The sequence below is a fragment of the Cupriavidus sp. OTU4054 genome (assembly GCF_038440175.1).
Lineage (GTDB): Bacteria > Pseudomonadota > Gammaproteobacteria > Burkholderiales > Burkholderiaceae > Cupriavidus > Cupriavidus pauculus_D.
Genome location: NZ_JASATF010000017.1, coordinates 39847 through 56989, shown reverse-complemented (window position 1 = coordinate 56989; position 17143 = coordinate 39847). Strand labels below are relative to the sequence as shown.

The window sequence follows — 17143 nt, the reverse complement described above, 5'->3', positions numbered from 1 at the left end:
ATCTTTTGCAGGTCCGTCCTGCGCCGCGGCGGTAAAATAGCGGGCTTTCATGCATCTTTCCGGCCCATGACGCCGCTCGGCCGGGAAGCAGAATGGTAACAATGGTAGGCGCAAGGACACGCAAGATGGATCTCGAAAAAGCCCGTTTCAACATGATCGAACAGCAAATCCGCCCATGGGACGTGCTGGACCAGGAAATCCTGGACCTGCTGGCCGTGGTCAAGCGGGAGCAGTTCGTGCCCGCGGCCTACGCCGCGCTCGCGTTCGTCGACATGGAGATTCCGCTGCCGGCGGGCCAGAACATGCTGCCCCCGCGCGTGGAAGCGCGCCTGTTGCAGGACCTGGCGGTACGCAAGCACGAGAACGTACTCGAGATCGGTGCCGGCTCCGGCTATATGGCCGCCCTGCTGGCCAACCGCGCGCGTCACGTGCTGAGCGTGGAGATCGAGCCCGAGCTGGTCGCGATGGCCCGCAAGAACCTGACGGCGGCCGGTGTCGGCAACGCCGAGGTGGTCGAGGGTAACGGCGCCGAGGGCTGGCCCGCTTCCGCGCCGTACGACGTGATCTGCATCTCGGCTTCGGTGCCCGAACTGCCGCAATCGATCCTGTCGCAGGTCAAGGTCGGTGGCCGCATCGCCGCGATCGTCGGCAACGTGCCGGTGATGGAAGCGCGCATCATCACGCGCGTGTCGGAAACCGAGTACCAGGTGGTCAACCTGTTCGAGACCGTCGTGAAGCCGCTCCAGGGCGCCGCGCAGACGTCGCGTTTCAAGTTCTGAGGAGCGTTCGCATGCAGGTAATTTCCGCAACCGAACTGTCGCAATGGCTGGCCGCGGCCGATCGCAAGAAGCCCGTGCTGCTCGATGTGCGCGAGGACCTCGAGGTCCGCACCGCCGCGATGCCCGGCATCACGCATATCCCCATGGGGCAGATTCCGGCCCGCATGGGCGAGCTCGACGATGAAACCGAAATCGTCTGCATCTGCCACCACGGTGCGCGCAGCATGCAGGTGGCGAGCTTCCTCGAGCGCCAGGGCTATGCGCACGTGTACAACCTGACCGGCGGCATCCACGCCTGGTCCACCGAGGTCGATCCCTCGGTACCGCAGTACTGATCCGATCCTCTTCGCAGTAAGGGTTCGCTGCCCGGGGGCGCGAATCCGGCAGTCCCCCGAGGCCGCGGCATGTCCGTGGCCTCGTCTCCGTATCGTCCGCCCGCTTTATCCGTTGTTACACCGCAGCACCCGATAATTGACCGTGCCCAGCGCGGCAAGCAGGAGAAGTCATGAGTCTCGCGCCAAAGTCACTGGCACTCGTCGCGTCGCTGGTGCTGCTGCACGCGCCCGCCGCGTCTGCCGCGGATCTGCTCCAGGTCTTTCGCGATGCGCAGTCCAACGACGCGCAGTTCGCGAGCGCCCGCGCGCAGCTGCTGGCCACGCGCGAGCGGCTGCCTCAGGCTCGGGCGGGGCTGCTGCCCAACGTGGCGGGCTCGGCCGGATCGACGCGGACCAAGGTCGATCAGCATGCGCCGGTGGAAGCGGACCGCTTCATCAACAACAGCCTCTGGGCGCTGCAGCTGACCCAGCCGCTGTTCCGCTGGGACCGGTGGGAAACGTACAAGCAGGGCGAACTGGCCTCCCTCGCGGGCGAGGTCTCGTTCCAGCAGGCGCAGCTCGACCTCATCACGCGCGCGTCGCAGGCCTACTTCGACGTGCTGGCCGCGCAGGACAACCTGTATCTGGCGCAGGCGCAGAAGAAGGCCATCGGCGAGCAGCTCGAACAGGCGAAGCGGAACTTCGAGGTCGGCACCTCGACGATCACCGATGCCAACGACGCGCAGGCCCGCTATGACCTGGCCACCTCCACCGAGATCGCCGCGCAGAGCGCGCTCGAGGTCAGCCGCGCCACGTTGCAGCAGATCACGGGCAAGTCCGTCGATGAATTGCTGGGCCTGCGCGCGCAGGCGCAGATTCCGGGTCCGATTCCCGCCGATGTGAACGCGTGGGCCTCGCAGGCCGAGCAAAGCAACCTGCAGGTCAGCCTGGCCAACTACAACCTCGAGACCGCCGAGCGCGAAACGAGCAAGGCGCGCGGCGGCCATCTGCCGTCGGTCGATCTGGTCGCATCGTACGGCTACACCAACGCCACGGGCACGCAGACGCAGATCGTGAACCAGGCCGCGCGCTACAACAGCTCGCAGGTCGGCGTACAGCTGACGATCCCGATCTTCGCGGGCGGCGCGATCCAGTCGCGCGTCCGCGAGACGCTGGCACTGGCCGACCGGGCCGCGGCGGACCTCGAATTCGCGCGGCGCACCGCGGCGCAGAACGCGCGGCAGACCTACTCCGGCGTGTACAACGGACTCGCGCAGGTGAAGGCGCTCGAAGCCGCCGAACGCTCGGCGCTGAGCGCCGTGGAGTCGAACCAGCTTGGCTACGAAGTGGGCGTGCGCATCAATATCGACGTGCTGAACGCCGAAGCGCAGCTGTTCCAGACGCGACGCGACCTGTCGAAGGCGCGCTACGACACGATCATGAACGGCCTGCGCCTGAAGGCGAGCACGGGCGTGCTGTCGGAAGACGACGTGGTGCAGATCAACACGCTGCTGACCGAGCACACGGGCGCGATGTACGAACTGCCGGACTGGAAGCGGCTCAACAACCTTGGGCCGCGGAACAACGCGCCGGCCGCGCCGCGCATTACGCCGCCGAGCGGCCCGATCGTTCGCTGACGGCCGCGAGGGCCAGCAGCAGGCCGATCGTTCCCGAGTAGAAGACCATGTTGGCCTGATGGGCCATCGTGACCTGCGTCAGGCCACAGATGATCGTCGCGGCGGTCATGGCGATGCCGCCACCGCTCAGGCTCACGCCCACGGCATCGCGACGCGCGCGGCATGCGACGAGCATGCGCCAGAACAGCGCCGCGGGAACCAGGAACAGGGCCAGCACCACGATCAAACCCGGTATGCCGGTCGTCGAGGCGGCTTCCAGCATATCGTTGTGCGCGTGCTCCAGATCGCACGGCAGCGTGGTGAGGTTCCGGCAATAAGGTGCCGCGTGCAGGATGCGCGCGAACTGGCCCACACCGACGCCCATCACCGGGTGTTCGCCGATGGATTGCACGGCGATCTCCCAGACCTTGAGCCGCGAGCCGACCGACGTGGCGGCGTTGCCCAGCTGGAACTGATGGACGTCCGCCATGACGAGGTCCACGCGCGACTTGACCGGGCTGTCCGGCAGGTAATAGGAGCCCGCTGCCAGCGCCGCGATCGCCACCACGGCCAGCAGGAATGCGCGCTTGCCGAGCCGCCCGTATCGCAGCAGCAGCATCGGCAGCATGATCACGAGCAAGGCCAGCAGCGCCGAGCGCGTACCGTTGACCATGAGGATCAGGAACGCACAGGCCAGATTGAACCAGGCCAGCGCGTGCGTGCGCCGGTCTTCCCCCGCGCGCGCGAATCCGATCAGGCCGAAGGCCGCCACCATGTTGGCGAAGGCAATGGCCTGTACCCAGGCCGAGGGACGCGGATCGCCATGGAGAAAGCGCTGATAGCAGACGATGACGAGCGCGCCGACCAGCGCGACGGTGATGCCGCGCCATAGCATGCGCGGGTCCGGCGCGGCATGCAGGATGACCCAGCAGGTCAGGATCGCGAGCAACGTGCGCGAGGGATTGTCGAGCACGTCCCAATGCGTGTGGAAGTACATGCGCGAGGCCAGATAGACGAGCAGGAATGCGAACACCGTGATCGTCAGGGGCATCAGCACATCGCGGTAGGCACGCCAGGTCTGCCCCATTCCGCGGTACCGGAGCAGCGCCAGAAGGCCGACGCACCCCAGGAATACGCCGGCGCCGCGCGGCACGCAGAGCAGCAGGATCGGAAAGGCGAAAACCAGTGCGTCGGCGAACGCTGTCGAGGCGGGGCGGCGGAGCATGTGTCGGGAGAGGGTACCGTGCGAGTCAGCGCGACATTATAGTCCTGCCCTCCTCCGCCCCACCTTCGCCACCGTCGTCCATTCCCGAAAGACCGGACCGGCTAGCCCCCTCGCCGCCGTTCCTCCACCTTCAGCAACTGCCACCGGATCGACGAGGCATCGGCCGGCGGGTTCGGGACGCGATATTCGCGCACGCGCAGCTTGTAGGCCACGCCAGGCTCGAAGTCGAGCCCTTCGATCGGGCCGTACCAGAGTTGCCACGCGGCGTCTTCGGACTCGCGCCAGCGATAGCACTGCATGCGGCCGACACCCGTGCATTCGACGCGCTGCGAATCGATATAGACGATCTTCTCCGTCCCCGACGCCGCATCGATCTTGGCGCCGCGGCGGCCCACGCCTTCGCGCTCGGCGAACTGCAGCAGGTCGCCGTCCGCGGTCTTCCAGATGATCTGGCGCCCCTGCGGCGTGGCCGAGGGCTGCGTGGCGACGGTCGTGAACGGCGACTGCATCGCGTGCAGCAGCGCGGTCTCGAATGCCATGCGCTCGCCGGGACAGGCCATGCGCGTCCCGGCGATCTTGTCGAAGCGGATGCCGGTGGCGGTCTTGCCGTACCCGCCCGTGAAGCGATTGCAGCCGCTGTTGCCGCTGACGGTGCCCTGCGCGGCGTCGATGCCGCTATTGAACTCGAAGATGACGGGCTGCCCGCTGTCGCCGCGCGGCAGTTCGCGCGAGACGCCGTCGGCCTGCTGCCAGCGCACGAGTTCCCAGCGCTGGGGACCGTCAGACTGCGTCTGCGAAAGGCTCGCGCCGGCGGCGGGCGAATCCGCGGTGGTGGTCGTCGTACACGCGCCCAGCAGCGCGGCGGCGGCCATGGCGGCGGCGGGGACGATGGCTGCAAGCATGGGCAAGCGCTGAACTTTCTGCATGATCCGCTCCTTTGTTCTCTGCGTGGCGTCGCTTACATGGCGAATTTACACGATGCGGCAGCGGGCACGTGTATTCGGATGCCGGGGGGCTCAGGTCGTCACTGCAGGTCGCAACACCCATGCCAGTACGCCCGGGCGCGCGCGATCCCACACGCTGCCAAATTTCGTCGATCTGTTGTTTTCACATGCGACGGGCGAGGCCATAGTCGACGCATCCCTTCGCGAGTGGTCGGACGATGAAGATCAATGCTCTCGGCGCGACGATAACGATCGCCCTAGTGGTATCCGCCTGGTACGTGTGGCAGTCATGGCCGCGTGCATCCAGCGAGCGGCCGGAACATCGCGGCACCACGCAGACGTCCGCCAAGGGCCGGGGCGGCAGCCTGGCGACGCTCGGCGGCATCGACGCCCTCGCACCGGTGGATCGGCAGCAGGACTATCCCGGCGCGATCGCCGGCCTCGCCGATCGCGCGGAAGCCGAAAGACATCTGCCGTTCCTCGCCGAACCCCGTTATCGCGAGAGCCGGCTGGTCCGGTATCGACACGACACGTTGCAGCATCTGCGCCCCACCGATCGATTCGATCTCTATCTTCCCAACCTGGACATGACGGTCACCGCGCGCCTGGAGGCGCGCGAAGATGACGACGGATGGACGCGCTGGCGTGGCGAACTACTGAGCCCCGACATCGTGCGCCACCACGAATGGCTGATCACGGAAGCGCCGGTCGATCGTTACGCAGTCGCCTACTTCGAGACGCCGGATGGCGCGGTGTATCTCGAGGCGAAGAACGGATACGGGTGGCTGCGGAACGCCGGCGACAGCAAACTGGACAACGATGCACGGGTCCCGCCTGACAGCACCGCCATGCCGGCGCGCACCCTCGGTCCTTCGCATCAGCCACAGGAGACATCCCACCGATGACAACGCTGCTTCGCTGCACCCTTATGGCCGCCGCGCTGGCCACGCAGGCATACGCCACTCACGCCGACAATGCGGATGCCGAGGATGTTTCCGCGCTCCATCCCCAGCGGAACCGTACGGTGCCCGCCGACGGCGTCATGGGCGATATGACCGAACCAACGCTGGACCTGTACCTCCACGAAGGCGACCGCTTCCCCAAGCTGACGCTCCCTGCCTCGGCGCCGGATCGTGCACGCCTGGTCGTGCGCATGAACGGTTCCCACAGCACTTACATCGACGATGGCAACATCGAAGAGAAGGCGACCCTGGGATTGCGCGCGGGGGACGAGTACCGATTCATGTTCCAGAAGGAAAAGAACATGTGGCGAATGACCAAGGCTGCCAAAGTCGAACTCACCTCATCCCAACTGGACGGTGGCGTGATCCCGCCGATGCGGACGCCAAGCACGTGGATCAGCGTGCCACGTCGGAGAGCCGTGACCTCCGCCCTCGAATTACCGGTGGATGCAAAACCGGATGACCGGATCACCATTCATAATTATCGCCATCACCAGGCTGTCTCCGTAGAGGGGCCTGGTTTGTTCGAGCGTTGGACGATCCCGCCTGGAGCGCGCGTCCAATTCGAAAAAGCGCCGCTGTACGGCTGGCAGCCATATACGCAGACATTGGATCTGCTGCCGGTATTCGGTGACAAGGCGGTCAAGAGGCTGGGTGATTTTGCCGTTCGCGCCCGCATCGCCCATGACGTTGCCTTGACGAACAAGGCGCTCGCGGACTCCCGCGTCGGCATCTGGATCCGGGATGCCACCGCGCTGTATCACCCGATCGCGGGAACGCGGATGTCCGATGTCCTCGATGCACTCCAGTCCGATCCACGCGTTCGCCATGCACGCCTGGCCGCCGAGGCACATGCCGTGTATTACCTCGATGCCGTCGGCGACCTGGGACCTGACGGCGCGTGCGGCATGGCATGGCTAGGGAGCCCCATGAACTGGCGATGGGCGTATAGCACCGTCGATATCGACTGCAATTCCTCCGTCCTGGCACACGAAGTCGGACACATGCTCGGCGTGTGGCACGGGAATGCACCGTTCGCGGTGGCCCGCTTCGCTCGCGGATATCCGCTTGCCAAGACGTTACTTGCGGGGGACAAGCGCCTGCTTTACAGCAATCCCGACGTCCTCGATCCCAGCGACGGGACTGTGGTCGGCAAGCGCGGGGAGTTCGATGCCGCCTCCCATATGAACAGCAATGCAGCGGATCTGCATTGGCTGCTTCCGCCAAGCTAGCCCGCGTGCCCGCCTTCGGTTACCGCAGCGCGGGCGCCAGCGTGGACAGGGTTCGTGCGGTCGCGCCGCGATGCATCCCCGCGAACGCCAACGCGTTCGCGCGCATCTCTCCCAGCGCCGCGCGATCGGCGAGGATGCGCGCCGCGGCGGTCATCAGCACGTCCGCGTTGTCCACGCGCTGGCAGGCACCGGCCGCGATCGCGTCTTCGGTAGCCTGCGCGAAATTGAAGGTATGCGGGCCAATCAGGACCGGCGTCCCGCACGCGCAGGCCTCGATCAGGTTCTGACCGCCGAGCGGCATGAGGCTGCCACCGATAAATGCAATGTCCGACGCCGCGAAGTACATCGGCATCTCGCCCATCGAATCGCCCAGCACGATATCGGCCGTCATCGATTCCAGCCCCGCGGCGTCGACACCGAGCGTGCTGCGGCGCTGCACGGTGAACCCGAGCCGGTGGGCCAGCGCCGCCACTTCGTCGAAACGCTGCGGATGGCGCGGCACCAGCAGCAGCAGCGGGCGCTTTTCACCGGGCCAGCGGATAAACGCATCGAGCAGCATGGCTTCCTCGCCCTCGCGCGTGCTTGCCGCCGCCAGCACGGGACGTTGCTCGCCCGATGGGTCTTTCATGGCCTGGCGCAGCGCCTTGCCGCGAGCCAGCAGCGCCTCGGGCGGCTGCATATCGAACTTGAGGTTGCCCGTGATGGTCACGCGCGTGATGCCGAGCGCGCGGTAGCGCTCCGCATCGCCGGGCGTCTGCGCGAGGACCTCGGTGAAATTCTGGTAGATCGCGGAGGCCGCGCGGCCGAAACGCGCGGTCCGCCGATAGCTGCGCGGCGACAGCCTCGCATTGACGAGGTAGAGCGGCACGCCCGCCTCATGCGTGCCATGCACGAGATTCGGCCAGACCTCGGTCTCCATCAGCAGCGCCGCCTCCGGACGGAAATGCCGCAGAAAACGCCGCACGAGCCATGGCACGTCGTACGGCACGTAGCACTGCTGCACGCGCGCGTTGGTGCCGAACAGCTGCTGCCCGGTCTGGCGTCCCGTGGGCGTCATATGGGTCAGCAGCACGCGATGGTTCGGGTGCGCGGCCAGCAGCGCCTCCACGAGCGGCTGCGCGGCGCGCGTCTCGCCGACCGATACGGCATGGACCCAGAGCCACGGGCCATCGGAAGGGATATCGTGGTAGCGGCCGAGCCGCTCGCCGACGTGGTGCACGTAACCCGGTTCCTTGCGCGCGCGCCAGACGAGGCGCAGCAATGCGACCGGCAGGATCACGATCCACAACAACGTATAAACCCACCGCAGCATCAGGCCTCCGCACCCCGCACGCGCGTGGCCGCGGCATGCACTTCCTCGACGGACGGCACGATGCCGTCGTCCCCCACGTTGGCAATGCGATCGGACCAATAGCCTTCGGTCTTCCAGCGCCACGTGGCCGTATAGATTTCCACCGTCGGCCGGCACAGCGCCGCCGAAATATGCACGAGGCCCGTATCGACACCGATCACGACCTCCGCGCGATTGATCAGGCCGAAGCCCTGCATCACCGAGAAACGCGGCAGCACGCGCGCGCCGGGAATGCCCGCGGCGATCTCCTCCGCATCGCGGCGTTCGGATGCGTTGCCCCATGGCAGCAATACCGTGAGCCCCTCGGCCTGCAGGCGCTTGCCCAGCGCGTGCCAGTGCGGCACGGGCCAGCGCTTCTTCGCGCCGGCCGTCGCATGGAAGCAAACCGCGTAGCGCGCGGGCAGATCGGCCCACAGCGGATCATCGACATGCAGCGTGCGCGCGCGCTCCCCGAAAAACTTCGGCGGCTCGGGCGGGGCCACGGCCGTCAGCGCGGCGCCGAGCAGGCGCGAGCGCCGGACCGAATGGGTCTGGCGTGGCACCTGGACGGGCGCCGTATAGAACAACCGCGCGGCGGGCTCGTAGCCCGAACCCTGCGTGGCGTTGCCGAGTCCGATCACGGGCGCGCCCGCCACGCGCGCGGCGGTCCGCGCCACGACGGCGGTCTTCAGCAACCCCTGGGTCTCGAGCACGGCGTCGTAGGGCCGCGCGCGAATCGCATCGCGTAACGCGCCGAGCTCGTGCCACGTGTCGCCGCGGTAGAACCGCTTGCGCCACCGCCGCAACGCGAACGGAATCACGTGCGAGACCTCGGGCAGCAGCCGGACGAGGTCCACGTAGCCCTCTTCCACGACCCAGTCGATCTCGCACGCGGGCCAGCGCGCGCGCAGATCGTGCACGAGCGGCATGTTGTGGACCACGTCGCCGAGCGACGAAACCTTGACGATCAGGATGCGCGCGGGCGCGGCATTCGCCGGCAGCGCATAGGGATACGACGCCGGCGACAGATCGTTCGCCGGCGCCACGAGCGGCTGCGTCATCCGCTCAGAACGGGAGCTGCGCATCCGGTTTCTCGGCCAGGATCACCCGCTTGAACTCGGCCTGGATACGCGCGAGCGCCGCATCGTTGTCCGCCTCGAAGCGCATCACCACCACGGGCGTGGTGTTCGACGGCCGGGCAAGGCCGAAACCATCGGGATACTCGACGCGCACGCCATCGATCGTAATGACCTCGCGCGCACCGTCGAACTTCGCGTTCGCGCGAATCTTGTCGAGCAGCGCGAACGGCTCGCCCTCGGCGCACTTGAGCTGCAGCTCCGGCGTGTTGTTGGCGTTCGGCAGCGCGTTGAGCACGGCGCTGGGATCGGTATGGCGCGACAGGATCTCCAGCAGGCGCGCGCCCGTGTAGAGGCCGTCGTCGAAGCCGTACCAGCGGTCCTTGAAGAACACGTGGCCGCTCATTTCGCCCGCGATCGGCGCGCCCGTTTCCTTGAGCTTGGCCTTGACCAGCGAATGGCCGGTCTTCCACATCAGCGGTTCGCCGCCGTGTTCGCGGATCCACGGGGCCAGCTTGCCCGTGCACTTGACGTCGTAGATCACCTGCGCGCCCGGGTTGCGCGAGAGGATTTCCTCGGCAAACAGCATCAGCTGGCGATCGGGGAAGATGACCTGGCCGTCCTTGGTCACGACGCCCAGCCGGTCGCCATCGCCATCGAACGCGAGGCCCAGTTCGCAATCGGTCTCGCGCAGCGCGCGCATCAGATCCTGGAGGTTCTCGACGTGCGCGGGGTCCGGATGGTGGTTCGGGAAATTGCCATCGACGTCGCAGAACAGTTCGACGACCTCGCAGCCGAGGCCACGGAACAGATCGCCGACGAATGCGCCCGCCACGCCGTTGCCGGCGTCGAGCGCAATCTTCATCGGGCGCGCGAGCTTGACGTCGCCGAGGATGCGGTCGAGGTACTGCTGGCGGATATCGACGAGCTTGTAGCTGCCGCCACCCTTCGTGAAGTTGCCGGCCTCGATGCGCTGGCGCAGGGCCTGGATCTGCTCGCCATAGATCGCCTTGCCGGCCAGCACCATCTTGAAGCCGTTGTAATCGGGCGGATTGTGGCTGCCGGTCACCATGATGCCCGAGGTGGCGCGGCGGCCATCGATCTCGATATTGGTGCCGAAGTAGACGATCGGGGTCGCGACCATGCCGAGGTCGATCACATCGACGCCCGCAGCGCGCAAACCCTCCACGAGGCCACCGAGCAGGTCGGGGCCCGACAGCCGGCCATCGCGGCCGACGACCACGGTCTTCTCGCCGAGTTCGACCGCGGCCGAACCAAAAGAGAGGCCGATCTGACGGGCCACTTCCACCGTCAGCGTCTTGCCGACGATGCCGCGAATGTCGTAGGCCTTGAAGATCGAGGGGTCAATTTGCATAGATCGTCCTTAGGGAGTGCGGTGCGTCCGTCACATGGCGGGCACTACCAGGGGGTTGTCCAAAGGCGCCATTTTGCCGGATTGCGGCGACGGCGGCAGTTATAATCGCCGAGTTACGTGCGTCCGGCCACCCGATTTCGTCTGATCCTGCAAGTTTGGCGGTATTTGCCGATACGGGCCGTGACCCACGCGCATCCCTTGTTTCACAAGCGTTGTCCGCCGCCGCCGAATAGGTCGGACGCAGGCGGACCCTGGTTCTCATCGCGCCGCCTTCGTGCCCTCGCCTCTCGTTCCGCCCCGTCCGCGCATCGCCTACCTGATCACGAACTCCGAAATCGGGGGGGCCCAGTCGCACGTCGCCGACCTGCTCCGCGCGCTGCATGGCCGCATCGACGCCACGGTGCTGGCCGGCGGCGATGGTCCGCTGTTTACCGCCGCCCGGGCCGCCGGCGCGCAGACCGTCGTCCTGCGCCGCCTCGACAACCGCCTGTCTCCGTGGCGCGCGGCGCTGGCGTTCCGGGAAGTCCTGCGCGCGCTGCGCGCCGCCGCGCCCGATCTCGTGCACGTTCACAGCGCCAAGGCCGGCGCGCTCGGCCGGCTGGCGGCCTGGTGCCTGCGCCTGCCCGTGGTCTACACCGTGCACGGCTTCGCGTTCAAGCCGCAGGCCCCGACCCTGCGCCGCGTCGCGGCACGGATCGCGGAATGGTGCCTGGCCCCGATCACCACGCGCGTGATCTGCGTCGCGCGGGCCGAGCGGGCACTGGCGGCCACGCTGCCCATTCCGGCGCGGCGCATCGACGTGATTCCCAACGGCATTGCCGATGCGCCGCTGCGTGCCCAGCCGGATGCCCCGCTGCGACGGCTCGTCATGGTGGCGCGGCTGGCCTCGCCCAAACGCCCGGACCTGCTGATCCGCGCGTTCGGGCAGGCGCTCCGCGACCCGGCCGCCGCGCCGCTGTTCGGCGGCTGCGAGCTGGTCATCGCCGGCAGTGGCCCGGACCTGCCCGCGCTGCAGGCACTGGCGGACCGCGAGGCGCCCGGGCGCGTCTCGCTGCGCGGCAATGTCGCCGACATTCCGGCACTGCTCGCCGCCGCGCAGGGGTTCGTGCTGGTGTCCGATCACGAAGGCCTGCCGCTATCGGTACTCGAGGCAATGCGCGCGGGCCTGCCCGTGATCGCCTCGGATCTTCCCGGCATCCGCGAGCAGCTTGGCGATGACGACGGCCGCCTGATCGCCGGCAACGATGTCGATGCGCTCGCCGCGGCCCTCTGCGAGCTCGCGGCCTCGCCCGCGTTGCGCGCGGCGCTGGGCCAGCGTGCCCGCGCGCGATATCTGCGCGACTTCGGCCTCGACGCCATGGCTGACGCCACCTGGCGTGTCTACCGCGAAGCGCTGGCGGACCGTTCGCCCGGTCTCGCCCGCGCGGGCACGGAGGGCGCCTGACGTGAGCCTCCCCAAGAACCCCACGCGCGTGCAGGACAACACGCGCCCCGCGCCCGGCAGCGCGGCCACTTCGGAAACCGTGCGCCGCGCCAGCCGGATGCTGAGCTGGGCCATGCTCGGCCTGCTGCTGTTCGGCCTGAACCTGATCCTGGCGGAAGGCCTGCGCCACGCGGGCATCGCCACGTACGTGTTCACGCGCACGATGGCCTGGTCGATCCTGCCCTACCTGTGCACGTTCGTGCTGCTGCACCGTTCGCTGCACCTGCCGTCCATCGAGGGCAACAGCCTCGTCGGCGTGGCCGGCACGCTGCCGTTCGCGCTGCTGCTGCTCGGCTTTGCCGCGCTCCATATCGAGTACTCGCGCGGCGCGCTGATGCTGGGCTACCTGACCACGCTGGCCTGGAGCGGCTTCGGCTACCGGCGCTTCGTGCAGAACTACGTGCCGGTCTTCGGCTATACCGATCCGCGCGCGCTCGCCCAGCTCGAGGGCATCCTGTCGATGCCGGGCGCGTCGGCGCCGAGCGCGATGCGCTTCGTGCTCATCCGCTCGCTCGAGGAAGCCGCGCACTGCGATGGCCTGATGCTCGACCGCACGGCCACGGCCGATCCGGAACGCACGCGCGCGCTCGCGCGCTTCAAGCTCGGCCATGTGCGCATGTATTCGGTGGAGCGCGTCGGCGAAATGCTGACCGGCCGCGTGGGCCTCGCCCATATCGACGAGAACTTCCTCGACGACCACGCGCGGCATTATCTGTACGGCTTTATCAAGCGCGTGCTCGACGTGAGCGCGGTGCTGTGCCTCGCGCCGCTGGTATTGCCGGCCGCGTTGCTCACCGCACTGGCCATCCGCATCGAATCGCCGGGGCCGGTACTGTTCCGGCAGACGCGCGTGGGCCGGTTCGGCACGACCTTCACGATGCTCAAGTTCCGCAGCATGGCCGTGCAGATCGACGCGCCCGCGCAGTTCGCGGCGCGCCACGACCCGCGCGTCACGCGCGTGGGCCGCGTCATCCGCAAGTACCGGCTCGACGAGCTGCCCCAGCTCTGGAACGTGCTGACCGCGGACATGAGCCTGATCGGCCCGCGTCCCGAGCAGGTGCCGATGGTCGACAAGTTCTCGGAGACCATCGCCTACTACCCGTATCGCCATCTCGTCCGGCCCGGCCTGTCCGGCTGGGCGCAGGTGCAGCAGGGCTACGTGGGCAGCCACGAGGAAACGATCACCAAGCTCAGTTACGACCTCTATTACGTCAAGCATTGCTCGTTCGCGCTCGACCTGCTGATTGCGGTCAAGACCGTGCGCACGCTGCTGACGGGATACGGGGCGCGCTGATGGGTGAACCACGCGCGTTGCGCATCCTGCTCGTCGCCACCGGTCTCAAGGTCGGCGGTGCCGAGCATCAGGTGGCCGCGCTGGCCGGAGCGTTTCGCGCGCTTGGCCATGTGGTGGCCATCGTCAGCCTGTCGCCGGGTCGCGAGATCGAGGTGCCCGCCGGCGTCGAGGTCATCGAACTCGCGATGCGCAAGACGCCGGCGGGCCTCGCCCGCGCGCTGTGGCAGGCCCGCGCCTTCGTGCGCGCATGGCGGCCCGATATCATCCACGCGCACATGGTGCACGCCAACCTGTTTGCCCGGCTGCTCACGCGCATCGTCCGTTGCCCACCGCTGGTCTGCACCGCGCACAGCTATCGCGAGGGCGGCCGCGCGCGCATGCTCGCCTATCGTCTGACCGACCGATGGTGCGCGCTGACCACGCACGTCAGCGAAGCGGGCCGCGCGGGCATGATCGCCGCCGGCGCGGTACCCGCCGCGCGCGTCGTCGTCATGCCGAACGGCATCGATATCGCGCGCTTTCATTACGATGCGGCGCGGCGCGCGCGCACGCGCGCCAGCCTCGGCATCGACGACGGCACGCCGTTGCTGATGCATGTGGGCCGGCTCGTGCCGGCCAAGGCCCAGCATGTGCTGATCGACGCGTTCGCGCGCGCCCATGACAAGCGCGCGCGGCTGCTGATCGCGGGCGGCGGGCCGCTGGCCGATGCGCTTGCCGCCCAGGTCCACGCGCGGGGCCTCGACGGCCGCGTGCAGCTGCTTGGCCCCCGACAGGACGTGCCCGCGCTGCTCGACGCCGCCGACGCCTTTGCACTCTCCTCGGAGATCGAGGGCTCGCCGCTGGTACTCGCGGAAGCACTGGCGAACGGTTGCCCGGTCGTGTCCACCGACGCGCCGGGCGTGCGCGAGATCGTCGATGGACTCGGCGCCATCGTGCCGCGTGGCGATACCGAAGCGCTCGCCGCCGCCATCGATACCGCGCTGCGCGAGGGGCGCGGCGATGCCCACGCGCAGGCCGCGCGCCGCGCGCATGCCCGCGCGACCTGCGCGCTGGATACCGTCGCGCAACGCTGGCTCGCCTGCTACGCCACGCTGCGCGCCGCGGCCCGCGATTCCCGGCTGGAGACCGCATGAACCGGCGCGTCGCGGCCAATCTCGCGTGGATGCTGTTCGAGCGCGGCCTGCAGGTCGGCATCGGCATCGTCGTCGTGGCGATGCTCGCGCGCGCGCTCGGGCCCGTCGGCTTCGCGCACTTCCAGTATGCGCAGTCGATGGTCCTTATCGCGGCCGCGTTCGCGCTCGTGTGCGGCGCCGAAGTCGTGGTGCCACGCCTCGTTGCCGCGTCGGGCCCCGATGCGGAGGTGGCACGCCACGCGCTGCTGGCCCATGCATTCGTGTTGCGCTTCGCGGGCGGCGTCATCGGCTATCTGCTGATGTGCGGATATCTCGGTATCACCTCGCCCGACGCGGAAATCTGGCACGCCGCGCTGCTGCTGGGCATCGCGATCCTGCTGCGCGAGCCGTTCGGCGTGGTCTCCGCATGGATGCAGGCGCGCACGCACAACCGCCCCGGCGTGCTGTTCAACATGGCGGCGCTCGGCACCAAGGCCGCGCTCGTCGGCACGCTGTTTCTGTGCGGCGTGCGCGAGGTCAGCGGCTACGCGGCCGCGTTCGCCATCGAAGCGATCGTGGTGGCGGCAATGCAGATGCTCTATTTCCGGCTGCGCATGCGCGAGCATCGCGTCGGCGGCCTGCTCAGCGTCCATTGGCAGCGGGCTCGTCTGCATGAACTGCTGACGAGCGGCGCGCTGTTCTGGGGCAGCTTCATCCTGATGATGGCCGCGCGCCGCGTCGATCAGCTGGTGCTGCAACCGGCGGTGCCGGCCGCGGAGTTCGGCGCCTATGCGGCGTGCATGCAGATTCTCGACAACTTTACCGTGCTCGCGAGCGTGCTTGCCGCGGGCCTCGCGCCGGCGTACGTCTACGCGCGCGACACCCTCGCCGAGGCACGCACGAACACGGGCCGCGTCGCATTTGCGCTCGCGGGCGTCGGCCTCCTCGGCGGCGCCGCGATCGCCGCCTGCGCGCCGTGGATCGTGCATCTGCTCTACGGGCACGCGTTCGCGCCGACCATCGCGCTGCTGCGTGCCGCGGCCCTGCTCTCGTCGCTCGTGTTCGCCGACGTCGGGCTCACGCTGCTGGCCGTGCATCTGCGCCGCCCCGACTGGATCGCCATCAAATGGCTCATGGTCTTTGTCGTGACGCTGCTCTTCGACCTCGTCATGGTGCCGCGCCACGGCAGCTGGGGCGCGATCGCGGGTTACGGGCTGGGCAATGCGGTGGCAACGCTGATCGGCATCGCGTTCTGGTGGCGCTGCCGTCCGGCAACGAGCGTGGCCACGCCATGACGCTGCCGACGGTATGTTTTCTCACGGGGACGCTCAATGCGTTCGCGGGGGCCGAACGCATGACGGCCGTCATTGCCAACGGACTGGCCGAGCGCGGATACCGCGTGCACGTACTGAGCCTGTACGACCGGACCAGCGTGTTTCCGCTGCATCAGGACGTGACGCACCATGCGCTGTTCGACGCGCGGCCGTCGTTCAGGCGCGAGTATCTGACAACGGTGCTCGGCATTCGCCGCTTCGTGCGCGAGCACGGCGTCGATGTGCTGGTCGAGGTGGATACGATGCTCACGCTGTTCACGGTGCCGGCGACGCTGGGGATGCGCGTGCGGCGGGTCGCGTGGGAGCATTGCCATTTCGACGAGGACCTCGGGCGGCCGGCGCGACGGGTGGCACGCCGACTGGCCGCATGGACGAACGCCGCCATCGTCGTCCTGACCGAGCGGGACCGTGAGCGGTGGCTGACCCTGCGGCGCGGCGCGCATCGGGTGCGCGTCATCGGCAATGCGTTGCCGTTTGCCATGCCCGACGAGCCCGCGCCGCGCGACCATCGTGTCCTGCTCGCGGTCGGACGGCTCACGCATGCCAAGGGCTTCGATATCCTGCTGCGCGCATGGGCGCGGGTGCATGCCTCGCTGCCGGGCTGGCAGTTGCGTATCGTGGGCGATGGCGAGGAGCGCGACGCGTTGCACGACCAGTTGCGCGCGCTTGCCAGAGCCTCGGATCTGGCGGCCAGCGTCACCTTCGCGGGCACGACCGCCGACGTGAGCGGAGAGTATCGCCGTGCCGCGGCGTTCTGCCTGAGTTCGCGCTACGAAGGGTTCGGACTCGTACTAATCGAGGCCATGGCCTATGGCTTGCCGATCGTCGCCACGCATTGCGAGACGGGACCGAAGGCCCTGCTGGAAGACGATGTCAACGCGGTCGTGGTGCCGGTCGAGGATGACGCGGCGCTGGGCCGCGCGCTCGTGCGCGTCTGCAACGACGCGGCCCTGCAGGATCGGCTCGCGACGGGTGGGCGAGCCTTTGCGGGGCAATTCGCGCTGCCCCGCATTCTGGCGCACTGGAGCCAGTTGCTCGACAGCCTGAAGCGGGGCTGACCGGGCGTC

General features: G+C 68.2%; 15 protein-coding genes. 10 read left to right on the top strand and 5 right to left on the bottom strand.

All coding sequences use genetic code 11. The features are described 5' to 3' along the window. The first annotated feature begins 125 nt into the window (after positions 1–125). From AAHB16_RS19840 to AAHB16_RS19830, 3 genes are all read left to right on the top strand, one after another. Entirely contained in the window at positions 126–779 is a 654-nt protein-coding gene (locus AAHB16_RS19840) for a protein-L-isoaspartate O-methyltransferase family protein (RefSeq protein WP_150372612.1), read from the top strand. Positions 780–790: 11 nt separating this feature from the next. Then, entirely contained in the window at positions 791–1114 is a 324-nt protein-coding gene (locus AAHB16_RS19835; protein WP_150372613.1) for a rhodanese-like domain-containing protein, read from the top strand. A 170-nt stretch (positions 1115–1284) separates the two neighbouring features. Further along, positions 1285–2730, top strand: a complete 1446-nt coding sequence (locus tag AAHB16_RS19830) for a TolC family outer membrane protein (RefSeq protein ID WP_150372614.1) — start codon at positions 1285–1287, stop codon at positions 2728–2730. Here the strand turns inward: AAHB16_RS19830 and AAHB16_RS19825 are convergent. Together AAHB16_RS19825 and AAHB16_RS19820 are read right to left on the bottom strand one after the other, a co-directional pair. Continuing rightward, positions 2699–3934 carry an O-antigen ligase family protein gene (locus AAHB16_RS19825; RefSeq protein ID WP_150372615.1) on the bottom strand — a complete coding sequence of 412 codons (1236 nt, stop codon included), beginning with the start codon at positions 3932–3934 and terminating at the stop codon, positions 2699–2701. The two genes, AAHB16_RS19830 and AAHB16_RS19825, sit on opposite strands and share 32 nt — an antisense overlap. A 101-nt stretch (positions 3935–4035) precedes the next feature. Continuing rightward, positions 4036–4860, bottom strand: a complete 825-nt coding sequence (locus AAHB16_RS19820; protein ID WP_342051801.1) for an META and DUF4377 domain-containing protein — start codon at positions 4858–4860, stop codon at positions 4036–4038. Positions 4861–5096: 236 nt separating this feature from the next. Here AAHB16_RS19820 and AAHB16_RS19815 point away from each other — a divergent pair, with 236 nt between their 5' ends. After that, entirely contained in the window at positions 5097–5783 is a 687-nt protein-coding gene (locus AAHB16_RS19815) for a hypothetical protein (RefSeq protein ID WP_150372617.1), read from the top strand. Continuing rightward, positions 5780–7072, top strand: a complete 1293-nt coding sequence (locus AAHB16_RS19810; protein WP_150372618.1) for a hypothetical protein — start codon at positions 5780–5782, stop codon at positions 7070–7072. The genes AAHB16_RS19815 and AAHB16_RS19810 overlap by 4 nt, the downstream gene beginning before the upstream one ends. A 19-nt stretch (positions 7073–7091) precedes the next feature. On the opposite strand, the gene waaA is transcribed toward AAHB16_RS19810, so the two are convergent. Genes waaA through AAHB16_RS19795 form a run of 3 tightly spaced genes read right to left on the bottom strand, consistent with a single transcriptional unit; the run spans position 7092 to position 10853 of the window. Beyond that, positions 7092–8384: a lipid IV(A) 3-deoxy-D-manno-octulosonic acid transferase gene (waaA, locus tag AAHB16_RS19805; RefSeq protein WP_342051800.1), complete on the bottom strand. Its 1293-nt coding sequence runs from the start codon at positions 8382–8384 to the stop codon at positions 7092–7094. Continuing rightward, entirely contained in the window at positions 8384–9487 is a 1104-nt protein-coding gene (waaC, locus tag AAHB16_RS19800) for a lipopolysaccharide heptosyltransferase I (protein ID WP_342051799.1), read from the bottom strand. The genes waaA and waaC overlap by 1 nt, the downstream gene beginning before the upstream one ends. Beyond that, on the bottom strand, positions 9468–10853 hold the full coding sequence (locus AAHB16_RS19795) for a phosphomannomutase/phosphoglucomutase (RefSeq protein ID WP_342051798.1): 1386 nt from the start codon (positions 10851–10853) through the stop codon (positions 9468–9470). Before AAHB16_RS19795 ends, waaC begins: the two co-directional genes overlap by 20 nt. Before the next feature lie 274 nt (positions 10854–11127). Between AAHB16_RS19795 and AAHB16_RS19790 the strand changes: the two genes are divergently transcribed. From AAHB16_RS19790 to AAHB16_RS19770, 5 genes are read left to right on the top strand one after another with little or no spacing between them, the layout of a single operon-like run. Continuing rightward, a complete protein-coding gene (locus tag AAHB16_RS19790) occupies positions 11128–12297 on the top strand; it encodes a glycosyltransferase (RefSeq protein ID WP_342051797.1) in 1170 nt (389 codons plus the stop codon). A 28-nt stretch (positions 12298–12325) separates the two neighbouring features. Further along, complete coding sequence (locus AAHB16_RS19785) at positions 12326–13630, top strand: exopolysaccharide biosynthesis polyprenyl glycosylphosphotransferase (protein ID WP_223851511.1); 1305 nt, start codon at positions 12326–12328, stop codon at positions 13628–13630. After that, entirely contained in the window at positions 13630–14763 is a 1134-nt protein-coding gene (locus AAHB16_RS19780; protein ID WP_342051796.1) for a glycosyltransferase, read from the top strand. Before AAHB16_RS19785 ends, AAHB16_RS19780 begins: the two co-directional genes overlap by 1 nt. Beyond that, complete coding sequence (locus AAHB16_RS19775; protein WP_342051795.1) at positions 14760–16037, top strand: lipopolysaccharide biosynthesis protein; 1278 nt, start codon at positions 14760–14762, stop codon at positions 16035–16037. The genes AAHB16_RS19780 and AAHB16_RS19775 overlap by 4 nt, the downstream gene beginning before the upstream one ends. After that, the gene (locus AAHB16_RS19770; RefSeq protein ID WP_342051794.1) at positions 16034–17134 is read left to right on the top strand and encodes a glycosyltransferase family 4 protein; all 1101 of its coding nucleotides are present in this window, start codon (positions 16034–16036) and stop codon (positions 17132–17134) included. The genes AAHB16_RS19775 and AAHB16_RS19770 overlap by 4 nt, the downstream gene beginning before the upstream one ends. Positions 17135–17143: the final 9 nt, after the last annotated feature.

Bases quoted from the DNA above. Each gene is read 5' to 3' on its own strand.
- AAHB16_RS19840 (WP_150372612.1), top strand. From the start codon at position 126: ATGGATCTCGAAAAAGCCCGTTTCAACATGATCGAACAGCAAATCCGC.
- AAHB16_RS19835 (WP_150372613.1), top strand. From the start codon at position 791: ATGCAGGTAATTTCCGCAACCGAACTGTCGCAATGGCTGGCCGCGGCC.
- AAHB16_RS19830 (WP_150372614.1), top strand. From the start codon at position 1,285: ATGAGTCTCGCGCCAAAGTCACTGGCACTCGTCGCGTCGCTGGTGCTG.
- AAHB16_RS19825 (WP_150372615.1), bottom strand. From the start codon at position 3,934: ATGCTCCGCCGCCCCGCCTCGACAGCGTTCGCCGACGCACTGGTTTTC.
- AAHB16_RS19820 (WP_342051801.1), bottom strand. From the start codon at position 4,860: ATGCAGAAAGTTCAGCGCTTGCCCATGCTTGCAGCCATCGTCCCCGCC.
- AAHB16_RS19815 (WP_150372617.1), top strand. From the start codon at position 5,097: ATGAAGATCAATGCTCTCGGCGCGACGATAACGATCGCCCTAGTGGTA.
- AAHB16_RS19810 (WP_150372618.1), top strand. From the start codon at position 5,780: ATGACAACGCTGCTTCGCTGCACCCTTATGGCCGCCGCGCTGGCCACG.
- waaA (WP_342051800.1), bottom strand. From the start codon at position 8,384: ATGCTGCGGTGGGTTTATACGTTGTTGTGGATCGTGATCCTGCCGGTC.
- waaC (WP_342051799.1), bottom strand. From the start codon at position 9,487: ATGCGCAGCTCCCGTTCTGAGCGGATGACGCAGCCGCTCGTGGCGCCG.
- AAHB16_RS19795 (WP_342051798.1), bottom strand. From the start codon at position 10,853: ATGCAAATTGACCCCTCGATCTTCAAGGCCTACGACATTCGCGGCATC.
- AAHB16_RS19780 (WP_342051796.1), top strand. From the start codon at position 13,630: ATGGGTGAACCACGCGCGTTGCGCATCCTGCTCGTCGCCACCGGTCTC.
- AAHB16_RS19775 (WP_342051795.1), top strand. From the start codon at position 14,760: ATGAACCGGCGCGTCGCGGCCAATCTCGCGTGGATGCTGTTCGAGCGC.
- AAHB16_RS19770 (WP_342051794.1), top strand. From the start codon at position 16,034: ATGACGCTGCCGACGGTATGTTTTCTCACGGGGACGCTCAATGCGTTC.